The organism is Lacrimispora algidixylanolytica, assembly GCF_003609635.1.
Taxonomy (GTDB): domain Bacteria; phylum Bacillota; class Clostridia; order Lachnospirales; family Lachnospiraceae; genus Lacrimispora; species Lacrimispora algidixylanolytica.
This window is the reverse complement of record NZ_MCIA01000017.1, coordinates 1-11,437: the sequence shown is the minus strand read 5'-3', so window position 1 is coordinate 11,437 and position 11,437 is coordinate 1. Positions and strand designations below refer to the sequence as shown.

9 protein-coding genes are annotated in these 11,437 nt (G+C 39.9%); 7 read left to right on the top strand and 2 right to left on the bottom strand.

Annotation, left to right across the window (positions count from 1 at the left end; translation table 11 throughout):
- The first annotated feature begins 25 nt into the window (after positions 1-25).
- Both BET01_RS11410 and BET01_RS22235 read left to right on the top strand, forming a co-directional pair.
- Entirely contained in the window at positions 26-1,144 is a 1,119-nt protein-coding gene (locus BET01_RS11410; protein WP_120196953.1) for a sodium ion-translocating decarboxylase subunit beta, read from the top strand.
- 56 nt (positions 1,145-1,200) lie between these two features.
- Entirely contained in the window at positions 1,201-1,335 is a 135-nt protein-coding gene (locus BET01_RS22235; RefSeq protein ID WP_279221929.1) for an OadG-related small transporter subunit, read from the top strand.
- Between the two features lie 96 nt (positions 1,336-1,431).
- On the opposite strand, the gene BET01_RS11400 is transcribed toward BET01_RS22235, so the two are convergent.
- On the bottom strand, positions 1,432-3,036 hold the full coding sequence (locus tag BET01_RS11400) for a response regulator (protein ID WP_120196952.1): 1,605 nt from the start codon (positions 3,034-3,036) through the stop codon (positions 1,432-1,434).
- Positions 3,029-4,822: a sensor histidine kinase gene (locus BET01_RS11395; protein ID WP_120196951.1), complete on the bottom strand. Its 1,794-nt coding sequence runs from the start codon at positions 4,820-4,822 to the stop codon at positions 3,029-3,031. Before BET01_RS11395 ends, BET01_RS11400 begins: the two co-directional genes overlap by 8 nt.
- Positions 4,823-5,017: 195 nt before the next feature.
- Between BET01_RS11395 and BET01_RS11390 the strand changes: the two genes are divergently transcribed.
- From BET01_RS11390 to BET01_RS11370, 5 genes are all read left to right on the top strand, one after another.
- On the top strand, positions 5,018-6,358 hold the full coding sequence (locus BET01_RS11390; protein ID WP_120196950.1) for an ABC transporter substrate-binding protein: 1,341 nt from the start codon (positions 5,018-5,020) through the stop codon (positions 6,356-6,358).
- A gap of 108 nt (positions 6,359-6,466) precedes the next feature.
- Positions 6,467-7,348, top strand: a complete 882-nt coding sequence (locus BET01_RS11385; protein ID WP_120196949.1) for a carbohydrate ABC transporter permease — start codon at positions 6,467-6,469, stop codon at positions 7,346-7,348.
- Positions 7,345-8,166 carry a carbohydrate ABC transporter permease gene (locus BET01_RS11380; RefSeq protein ID WP_243117197.1) on the top strand — a complete coding sequence of 274 codons (822 nt, stop codon included), beginning with the start codon at positions 7,345-7,347 and terminating at the stop codon, positions 8,164-8,166. Before BET01_RS11385 ends, BET01_RS11380 begins: the two co-directional genes overlap by 4 nt.
- A 103-nt stretch (positions 8,167-8,269) precedes the next feature.
- Entirely contained in the window at positions 8,270-10,756 is a 2,487-nt protein-coding gene (locus BET01_RS11375) for a right-handed parallel beta-helix repeat-containing protein (protein ID WP_120196948.1), read from the top strand.
- Positions 10,757-10,815: 59 nt separating this feature from the next.
- On the top strand, positions 10,816-11,388 hold the full coding sequence (locus BET01_RS11370) for a hypothetical protein (RefSeq protein WP_120196947.1): 573 nt from the start codon (positions 10,816-10,818) through the stop codon (positions 11,386-11,388).
- The last annotated feature ends 49 nt before the right edge of the window (positions 11,389-11,437 follow it).

Sequence of the window (11,437 nt, the reverse complement as noted above, 5' to 3'; positions counted from 1 at the left end):
GCAGAGATTTAGATTGGAGACAGAAATGAGCATATTATTAGAAGGGCTACTCGCATTTACCTGGCAGCAAGCTGTTATGATGTTAATCGGCTGCGCCTTGATGTATCTGGGTATCAAAAAAGAGTATGAGCCGACACTTTTAGTTCCTATGGGACTAGGCACGATTTTAGTTAACTTCCCGATGTCCGGTATTATTACACAACCAAGTACTGGAGTAGAAGGTGTTTTAAACGTGTTGTTTGATGCCGGAATTTCAACAGAACTGTTCCCGCTTCTGATTTTTATCGGAATCGGAGCAATGATTGATTTTGGCCCACTACTACAGAACCCTTTTATGATGTTGTTTGGTGCTGCCGCACAGTTCGGTATCTTCGCAACCATCGTATTAGTTGTAGCAATTACCGGATTATCACTTCCAGAGGCTGCTTCCATGGGTATTATTGCAGCGGCTGATGGCCCGACCAGTATCTTTGTAGCTGGTAAGCTGGCTCCTAACTTATTAGGACCGGTTACGGTGGCGGCGTATTCATACATGGCTCTTGTGCCAATCATACAGCCACCTGTTATCAATGCGCTGACAACGAAAAAAGAACGTATGATTCATATGAAATATGAGCCAAAGAACGTTTCTAAGACAGCGAAAATTTTATTCCCATTACTTATTACATTTGTTGCTGGTTTTACAGCGCCTATGTCCCTCCCGCTAATCGGATTCCTTATGTTTGGTAACCTTCTTCGTGAGTGTGGCGTGTTAGACCGCTTAAGTGCATCTGCACAGAATGAGTTAGTAAATATTATTAGTATTTTACTTGGACTTACAATTGCTTTAAAGATGACAGCTGGCGAGTTCTTAAACGTTAAGACTCTCTTAATCATCGCATTTGGTCTGTTAGGTTTCGTATTTGATACTGCAGGCGGTGTAATCTTTGCAAAGCTTTTAAATGTTTTCCGCAAAGAGAAGATCAACCCAATGGTTGGTGCTGCCGGTATTTCCGCATTCCCTATGAGCAGCCGTGTTATTCAGAAGATGGCAACAAAAGAAGATCCTACAAACTTTATCTTGATGCATGCAGCCGGCGCTAACGTATCCGGACAGATCGCATCAGTAGTAGCTGGTGGACTTCTGCTTTCCTTCTTTATGTAATTTAATGTAACTTTATTAAAGTATATTGTGCTGTCCCTTAAGGGGGAACGGAGGTAATGATGACAGAAATTATGGAACAGGCAATTGAATTAATGGGCGTAGGCATGGGCGGTATCTTCGTCGTAATGATCTTACTCTATGGAATATCTCAGTTGCTTTTAAAATTAACTGCACCAAAAAAAGAGAATTAATTAATTTTTGCTTACTATCTATTTATTAGAATCCTAAAAATAAAATGTTGGAAAAGACGACGGAAGAAATTCCGTCGTCTTTTCTATTTCGTTTCATTAAATGGATAACTGTGTTCTTAAATAATTCTTAGGTGTGATTCCCATGCGTTTTTTGAACACTTTAAAGAAATAAGCATAATCTTGAAAACCGCATTTCTCTGCTATCTTATGAAAGTCTCTTTCTCCAAGCTCCAGCATATGTATGGCAGAAGAAATTCTTAGGTAGTTTAAATAATCCGTAAAACCCTGTCCAGTTTCGGTTTTAAAGATAGTACTTAAATATCCCATACTGATTCCAATATCGCCGGCTACGCTTTGAAGGGAGATCGACTTTGAATAATCCCTATTCATATATGCGATTGCAGATTTCACGTAACTGGAATCACCAGGTATCTGTAGTCGCATTTCCTTGCACACATTAGAAAAGCAGTGGAGAAACCATTCACAGAGCTGTATCAATGTAGTAAGCTGAGTGAAAATCTGGTCTGGAGACACCTGATCTGTAATGATCCGATTCAAATCCAAATGATACTTTTTAGAAATTCTAGTAATGATGCTAAGCAAGTCTGCACATTTCATCTGAACATTGGATCTGGTTTCTTTCTGATCGATCATATCTTGAAATGATTTTCTGATAATCTCTTCCGTTTTCTTATAATCTCCTTTTAAAACAAGATCTAGAAGTGTTTTTTCGATTGCGTAGTCAAGTCCTGACAAGGTGTCTGAAGCATTGATAATAGTACTGGACCTTAAGATGGATTGCCTTCCAAAATAAAAGGTCAAACGCATGGTTTCTAAGGCTTTTGTATAGGACTGGCTGATATCAATAATATGGTTGGTACGTTCTCCAACACAAAAGCTTACGGAGATATTTAGAAAATTCCTATAATTGGTTGAGAGCTGATTTAAGAGTCTGCTAATCGTTTCTTCTATCTTCGCCTGACTTGCCTCATGAGCAAAGGAAAGCAGGATACAATACGTCTCTCTCTCAATATGGGCCAAGACACCGGAGGGGTAATTGCTTAGCAGTTCATTTCCTATATTGCATATGGAAAAGCTTAATATATTGCGATGGTAAAAGCTGCCCTGATGCTCAATTTTTGCATAATCATCAACAGAGAGAATAATTGGCATCACCTGGGTGAGTGACAGAGAGATACCAAGGGCGAGAATATTTGTTTCGATGTCTTTTTTGGAAAGGAAAGTTTTGCCTAGCAGGTCAGTGACAAACTTTTCTCTTAAAGCGGAAATGGTCCGGTCTGGGAATGCTTTTGAGTTATTATGTGTTTTTAAGCTCTTTTTTAGGTCATTTAATAAGGATAGAATGTAGTCCTCGCTCAGCTTGTGTTTTAGAACGTAATCCGTGGCCCCGTTTTTAAGTGCACCTCGGACATAGTTGTAATCATCGTAATTGCTTAGGGCGACGAATAATATGTCTGGATATAATTCTGTTACCTTTTGGCATAACTCCAGCCCGTCCATATTTGGCATTCTCATGTCGGAAAAGATGATGTGTGGATGAGTAAGTGGGATTTTATCCAGTGCAGATATTCCATCACTTGCTTCCCCACAGACAGTAAATTCCTCAGTGGAATTTTGAAGCAATAATTTTATGTTGGTGCGAACCAATAATTCATCATCTACAATTAATATGTTATACATAATGTGTCACCTCATTTTCAAGAACCATGGGAAGGGAAAGTTCAAATCGGGTGAAGACTCCGGGCTGGCTTATGATCTCCATATCAAAGTCAGTAGAAAAGTACATATGCAGACGTTCCCGGATGTTATGAATGCCAATGTGCCCTGCACTTTCGTTTTGATTGTGATCTAATATTTCTTGAATCCGATCTTCCTCTATTCCACAACCATTGTCCTCTACGATAAGTTTCAAATGTCCGTCATCAATAAAATAATCCACCAAAAGGATGCCATCTGAAACCTTCTCCTTTAAGCCATGTTTTAATGCATTTTCAACTAGTGGCTGAACTAATAGCTTTGGAATCATATATAGACCGGCTTCCTCAGAAACATGAACGCGGTATTGATAGGAATTGGTATAACGGTAATTTTGAATTTCCAAATAGGATATCAAAAAGTCCTTGTCCTCATTGATTTGAATAAAAGATCTTCCATTCATATTGGTATGCATCAAAGAGGAGAGAGCTTCTGCCACTTTGCCAATATTGTCAGCGCCCTGGAGTGCAGAGAGAAACTTAATGGTATTTAAGGTGTTGTATAGAAAATGCGGATTCATCTGAAATTGTAGAGCCGCAATTTCAGCTCGGTGCTTTGATTCCTCTTCCTTTTTTACCTGGAGAAGCAGAAGGCGGATTCGATTAAGCATCGCTTTAAATTGTTTGGTTAAGGCGCCTATTTCATCTTCTGAATGTATTTCTATGGGGAGATCCAGACAATCCCCGTCTATGCGCCTTACGGCATTTGCAAGAAGACGTATCTTCCTTGTTAGCAAGGAGGTAATGATAAATACGCAGGTTATGATGAGAGCAACTAGTAACAATGTAATTAGAATGATGTTATGCAGGGTATTGGTAAAGGCGGATACGATCTCTTGTTCCGGAATTACATTTAAGGTAGTCCAGTTTGTAAGGCGGGAGGTGTGATATACCACAAGCAGTTTATCATTTTCCTCATTGGTAATAAAAAAGTGACCGGATTGATTGGTTATCCTGTCAAGGATCTCAAAACGCGCTGGTTCACTTTGTTTTGTATTCAACAGATTAAATGCAGGCTGAAATAAAATGGCCCCGTCTTCTAGATTGATTACATACAAGGAAGAGGAGGAGGTGGAACTGGTATTAAAACACTCTTGAAACAGGTTCGCACTGATGTCTGCATTTACAAACCCAATCTTTTGATTGTCAAAGCCATAAACCGGTTTTAATACCGAAAATACCATATCATTTTTCGTATTGTACCATTTATTAGGATAATGAGGAGGAATAAAAACAAACTTTTTATTGCTGTCTTTGATTAAGGAAATCCAGTTGTTTTCTGCCATGGTTTCAAAAGAAGTGGGGAGACCATATGCAACTGTGTTTCCGTTAAAGTCGCTTAGCATTAGACCGTTTAAGTTGCTTTTAAAGCTGCAAAGGCTGATTAAATAATCGGAGGCAGTCCGCCGGTAATTCACGATATCAGAATCACTTAAGTCATCTCTTGACAATATAGTGATGATGTTTGTGGATAGAGAGTTACTGGATCGAACCGAAGTAAGAGCTGCTACATTCATAATATCTTGGACCTGATTTTCAAATATGGTATTGGATACCTGTAATAGATGCTCGGAGTTGTGTATGGCAGTGGAGGCAGCATCCTTCTTTAACGCTTTATACCAGATTCCAAGGACCAACGCTGCAAATAAAAGAAAGATCATAGTCATGGAAAAAATAAATTTATAACGGATGCTGGTAAAGTGTTTTCTCATTCATCCTCCTTTGGTAATGTGTTATAAAAGTATCATAGAATTTATGGGAATATATGTCAAGTTGTACATGAAAAAGTGTGAAAAAATCCTATGAAGTGAAAAAAAGTGCAATGCACTCCAATGGAATTTAATGGTATGATTGGTTTAAGAAATAACCGGTTAATTCAAGTGTAGATAAAAGGAAGGATATGAATTATGAAAAAGAGTAGAAAATGGCTGGCTATGGGTCTGGCTTTTTCAATGATTGCTGGTCTTACTGGATGTGGGGGAAGCAGTACTGCTTCTAAGTCAGTAAGTACAGGATCAAAAGGTGACATGGAGGTTAAGACATTTCGCGTTTTAATGTATACGGATTGGTATAAAGCAGGCTGGCAAGCATTGGAGCAGCATATAAATGAGAATTCCAAGGAACTGGGATTTAAGCTTGAGATATCAAAAATACAAGGCGGCTCCCAGGGAGATCAGGTTCTTCAGACAAAGTTTGCTACAGATGATCTTCCGGACATCATTCAGGTCTACAAGCCTCAATGGGTTGAGTCCTATGCCAATGGTCTTGATAAATTAGTTGACCTAACAGGACTAGAGTGTGTATCTGAATATGATGAGAAGGCACTGGACGGTACCTTTAAGTATAATGGTAAGTTATATGCGGTCCCAATTGATTCTGTGGTATTATCCGGCGTATTTTATAATAAAAAGGTTTTTGAAAAGGCAGGCGTTAAAATACCTCAGACATGGGATGAGTTATTAGCGGTTTGTGAAAAAGTTAAAGCACAGGGAGTAACCCCGGTTTATTATTCTGGTAAGGATGCGTGGAGTGTGCAGCCACCTACCATCAGTGGTTTATTAAATGATGCCAAAGAAAAAGGAACGGATACCTTTGGTCTCATGGAACAGATCAATACAAATAAACTAAAATATGCAGATTGTACGAATTTCGTAGGTTCTATTGAAAAAACGAAGAATCTGATCGACCTTGGCTATGTGAATGAGACGTATCTATCAGATACCGTAGACAATGCGCATCAAGCACTGGCAAACGGAGAGTGTGCCATGTACATTAACGGTACCTGGTGTGCAGATAACATCAATAAGAAGTTCCCAGATAAGATTGACGACATCGGAGCCTTTGCAATTCCAACCACAAGCGGTGATAATTACATCAATATGTTTACCCCATATTCGCTGGCACTTACCACCAATTGTAAGGATCCGGAGCTTGGAAAAAAGGTACTTAACTATATTGCTTCCAAAGAAGCTCAGCAGATTTATGCCGATGCACAGCCAGGCGTTTACTTAAATAAAAATGTTACCAGTGATATTCCAAAGGCAACAGAGGATTTAAAGAAAATCATGGATAACGGAAAATCCATGACAGACTGGGAGGAAATCAACAAATATGCTTACGGCAACTTAAGCGAACCTTTGTTAAATTACTATACCGGCATGTTAAAGGATGCCAAGGAAGTAGCCCAGGCACTTGATCAGGAAACCGAGCGAAATGCAAAAGCGCAAGGCGATTCTAACTGGAAATAATAAATTGGCAACGGAATAAAGAGAGATACCAGATATTCGTATTAGTAAAAACATACTTTTACCGTATCTGGTATTTCTGCTATCACCGTTACATCTAAGGAGCAGATTATGCATTCAACTACATTAAAAAGATATTCCTATACCTTGGCGATCCCAGGACTCTTGCTTTATATCCTGTTTTTTATAATCCCCGCCGTAGGAGGGTTGGCCCTGTCATTTGTTAAAATTCTTGGTTTCAATTTATCCTCAGCCCGGTTTGGAGGGCTGCAAAATTATGTAGACGTATTCACTCAGCCCAATATGAGACGGGCCATTGGTAATTCTTTTATATTTGCTTTAGTCACAACCATATTTAAAATGGGAATCGGACTGTCTCTGGCGATTGCACTAAACCGGAAGATGGCACTGACCAATGCCTTGCGGACTGTATTTTTTCTTCCAGCCGTAATCAATACGGTGGCGGTGGGACTTATATTTTCTTCTCTTTTGCACCCTTCGAACGGACTGGTCAATGGATTTTTACGAGCAGTAGGACTTGGGGGGCTTGCTCAGTCCTGGCTTGTGGATACCAATCTTGCTATTTTCTCTGTATGTGCCATTGAAATATGGAAATGGTCCGGCTTTACCATGGTGATTCTTCTGTCGGGAATGCAGACCATTGGAAGGGATTATTATGAGGCCGCAGAAATCGATGGAGCTGACGGGGTTACTAGATTTAAGTACATCACCTTTCCCCTTCTTTTGCCTGCATTTAACAATGCACTTATATTAAGTATCATCGGAGGACTTAAGGTGTTTGATCTAATCCAGGCCACCACTCAAGGAGGTCCAGGATCGGCAACAGAGGTCTTTGGAACTCTGATCTATAAATCCTTTGGGGCTGGAAGGCTCGGAGAAGGCTGTGCGGCTAGCATTATATTGGCCGTGGTAATTGCTGGGATTGCCCTGCCAGCTTATAAATACATTGCAAACAGGGAGGTGGAGATGTGAGAAGAAGAAAGCGATATGAAGCGATACTAAATACAGCGTTGTGCTTTTGTGCTTTGATTATATTAATCCCTGTATTTATGGTAATCATCAATTCTTTTAAAAACCAGACAGAAGCAGCAAGAATGAATTTAAAGCTTCCAACCACATGGCATATCTTTGAAAATTATAAGGAGATGATACGAGAGGGAGGAATCTTTCGGGGATTTTTAAACAGTACGATCATTACGGTGATTTGTGTCTTACTGCTGATTATTTTATGTTCTACCATGGCCTTTGTATTGGAAAGAAGAAAAACATTTTTTTCAAAGTTGATTCATATGACCGTTGTATTTGGGCTTGTGCTGCCACTTCAGATCATACCTACTTACTTTGTCTGTAATTTCCTGCATCTGACTCATGAGATAGCTGCTGTTTTTGTCTTAATCGTTGCAAACATGTCCTTTACGGTCTTTTTATATACTGGTTTCATTAAGAGTATTCCAATTGAGATTGATGAATCTGCATGGATTGACGGAGCCAGCCATACGCAATTGTTTTTTCGGATTATATTTCCTCTGTTACAGCCTGTAACAGTAACGGCTGTCATTATCAACTTTATGGCGGTATGGAATGACTTTGGAATATCCATTTACTTTTTGAACAGTGCCAGAAATTATACCCTTCCTTTGACGGTTTATAATTTCTTTGGAAACCATAATTCAGACTGGCAGCTGGTATTTGCAAACGTGGTATTATCCACTCTTCCCGTAGCAATTGTTTATTTGATTTTGCAAAGGCATATTATCTCCGGTATGACCTCAGGTGCAGTAAAAGGTTAAGGGGGGGGAATTTAAAATGAGAGAAGGAAGGGGGAGAAATAAAGTAACATTCAGTGAGAAGGTACTTTATATTCAAGAACAAATGTAAAGTCTGGAGGGGCAAATGAAAAAGGTATTGATGTTGTTATCAGCAGTATGTATGAGCATTATACTGGCTGGGGGCCATGTGTATGCAGAAGAACCACAAAATACTAAGTGGCAGAGATTGACTACGGCTACGTACTATGTGGACGATGTAAATGGAAATGATAAGGCAAGCGGTACGTCTGAGCAAACGGCATGGAAGTCCCTGAATAAAGTAAATGAAACTACATTTCTCCCGGGAAATAAAATATACTTTAAAGCGGGTGGAAAATGGAGCGGAATACTTCACCCTTTGGGGTCCGGAAGTAGCGGAGCCCCCATTATCTTGGATCAGTACGGAGTGGGAAATAAGCCTTTGATTGAGGGCAATGGAGCAGAAGCCGCAATCAAGCTTGAATCCCAGGAATACTGGACCATAAAGAATTTTGAGGTTACCAATAAGGCAGCCCAAAGAGGAATTCGTCAGGGAATCTTTATCAATGGAAAGACAGATGGAATCACTCATGGAATCACCATTGAAGATTGTGAGGTCCATGATGTAACCGGAGAGAACAGGAGGGATTTGCAAACCTACAAGAGCATGTACTGGAATTCAGGTATTTATGTCAGCATGCCTGGAAGGTCTACCAGCTCCGTTCATTATGACGGGGTGTCCATTAAGGGAAATTACGTTCATGATGTATTGACTAGCGGTATTCGGATAAACCAGAGAGAAGATTTTATTGTAGATCAGTACCATACCAATGTGGTAATTGAAGGCAATACAATAAGCAGAACCGGATCGGACGGAATGATAGTGGCAAATTGTATCTCACCTTTGATTCAGTATAATCTGTGCTATGATGCAGGTGCTCTTGGAAATTCTTCGGATACTAAAATTATTGCTGGCCTGTGGACCTGTGGAACAGATGATGCACTGTTTCAGTACAATGAGGTAGCAAGAACGGTATTGTTTGAAAGTGATGGAACCGCTTTTGATACGGATTGGGGAACGGGAGGAGTCACAACCTTCCAGTATAATTACACCCATGGAAATCAGGGGGGATTCTGGCTTGATTGTGCGGGAATCAATAAGGATCCTGAGCATATAAAGACGGTCCTGCGTTATAATGTCAGTGTAGATGATGAAAGGTATATTGTAAGAGCAGGAGATATGCCAACTGAGTTATATAACAATACATTTTATAAATCACAAGGGAAGCTGGATGCATGCTTTGGGAATGCGGGTAAGAATCATAAGTTTTATAATAATATATTCTATTTTAATTCTTCCCCGGATTGGGCCTCCTCTGTATATGAGAACAACCTGTATTATCCATGTGATGCAAACCAGGCAGATTTATATGCGGTTGCAGCAGATCCTCAATTTGTCAGCCCTGGGCCTGCAGAGGATGGAATGGGATTTGCGGACCATTTTAAAAATAAAAATACGTCTCCAGCCATTGGAAGAGGGGTATACCTTCCTGACAATGGGGGCAAAGATTTCTTTGGAAATGCACTGAATAAAGGTTCCTATGATATTGGAGCTCATCAGACTACGGTGACGGGTCTTGTTGATGAAGATACCTATGTATTTACCAGGGATTTTGCAACTTCTCAGGGTAACCGGGGCTGGTATTACATGGAGGCGGTTAACGGCTCTTATCAAACTATGTCATGGGATGATAATCAGAAAAAATGGAAAGGAAGCGGCGTTTATAATCTCATCTGGGCACCTGGAAATATGCACCCCGACGGCAATGATACCGTGCTTGCCTGGAAAGCTCAAAAAGCAGGTACCATTCAGGTTGTAGGAAACCCCAAAAAGATTAGTTTTGGAAATGATGGAGTAAATGTGAAGATTCTAAAGGGTAACACCCAGGTCTGGCCAGGAAGCGGCTGGCAGTTAATCGGTGGATCAGACGCAATAGGAATAGCCCATAACTTCACTGTTGATGTGAAAAAAGATGAGATGCTTTACTTTGTTTTAAATAAAAATGGAACGAATTACAGTGACGGCACATACTGGAATCCGCTTATTACCTATAAAGTAGTAGAAAAATATAGTTTGGCTGGGGATTTTTCCAATGTACAAGGAAACAGGGGCTGGTATTATCTTGAGACGGATAATAACGGATATCAGCAAATGACTTGGGATAGCAGTGTGAATCGGTGGAAAGGGAAAAAACAGTATAGTTTAATCTGGTCGCCAGCTCAGCTTCATCCCGATACCTCAGATACGGTAGTTGCATGGAAAGCACCTCGTTCTGGAAATATCACTATAAAAGGGAATCCAAAGAAGGCAAGTGCAGGCTACGATGGAGTTAAGGTCAAAGTATTAAAAAATTCACAGAACCTTTGGCCAGAAAATGGCTGGCAATCCATTGGAGGATCGGATACTTCAGGAATGACTCATCAACTGACCACCCGTGTTTTAGCAGGAGATTTTATTTATTTTTTAGTAAACCAAAATGGCTCCAATGCTGGAGATGAAATCAGCTGGAATCCTATTATCTCATTTGATTAGATACAGATTGGTTGATTTTCACTAACTCCCCTAAAAGATCCGGGTAAATGGAGGCTGTCATGAAGAAGAGAACATATATGATTGGAACTGTTTTTATTCTCTGCGTAGCTACTTGTTTTTTGACTGCATTTCAAAGTAAGCCTGTGATTACAGTAAATGGTCACAAGATATATGAAGACGAGTACTCCCTTTTGTCTCATGTCTTTACCGGTGGTGTTCAGGCTGGAGAACAGAGGCCTGAGGATAGAGTGACCTTTGCTAAGGTTGAACAGCAGATGCTTAAAGAGAACGCAGTTATAGAGGATATTTCCTATTCTGCTTTCTGCAAAACGGTAGAGAAAGAAAATGAAGCAAGAAAAAAGGCCATTGTTGCAGGTGAAAAAATCTATGGTCCAAAGGAGTATGATACGAGGATCTATTACGATTATATTTACAGTGAGGCAAAGGAACGGATGATAAAAGATGTTTTAATGGGTCGGATTTCCGAAGATGAGGTAATACGAGTTACAGAAACAAATGGATCTGAACTAAAAGAGGAGGAGGATAAGCAGTATATCCGTTACCAAATAGCCAAAGAATGCTATATGGCTGAATTAAAGGAGAGAGTTTCTAAAGCTGTAGTAAAAGAATAAAAGAAAGAGGATATAAGAAATCAGTCGGTTCCGGAAAATTTTCTATAAT